The organism is Bradyrhizobium sp. Arg816 (assembly GCF_029989365.1).
Lineage (GTDB): Bacteria > Pseudomonadota > Alphaproteobacteria > Rhizobiales > Xanthobacteraceae > Bradyrhizobium.
The window spans coordinates 1-436 of sequence record NZ_JAPRAQ010000247.1 but is presented as its reverse complement, the minus strand read 5'-3'; the positions used below and the strand labels follow the sequence as shown (position 1 = coordinate 436).

Here is a 436-nt window from a genome sequence, read left to right as displayed (position 1 = left end):
TGAGTGAGGTTCACCGACGTTTGGGCCGGAAGCTTGACGTTCACCGTCCTCATGGTGAAGGACCGCCCGGATAGAGAGTTGTTCGACGTGAGCGGCTCCCCCGTAATCCCGACAATGTTGTCGTCTTTGCGAGAAACAACTGCGGCGGATACACGGGCCTGACCGCCGCCATTGATGAGCACCAGGTTCTGCACCTTGACGGTGGCGGACTTGCCATTGACACCAGCCGCCGGAGTGTAACTGGTAAGGACCTTAGGATCGGCGCCACAAGCTGCCACACCGAGGACCCCGACAGCAGCAAGGACAGCAGTCGTCCGGCGACGGTCGATCATCGTAGAATCTCCTCTTCCAAGGCGCATATCGTCGTTGAGTTTAGCCGAATCGGCGTCCATGAGAGCCTCATCCGCCAGAGCAAGGCGACCCATCGGCAGCGCCA

At 59.9% G+C, this 436-nt stretch carries 1 protein-coding gene; it reads right to left on the bottom strand.

Translation table 11 applies throughout. The features are described from left to right. Positions 1–332, bottom strand: a 332-nt coding sequence (locus tag OWC48_RS46735) for a hypothetical protein (protein ID WP_282526028.1), incomplete at its 3' end; no start/stop codon positions are given. Positions 333–436: the final 104 nt, after the last annotated feature.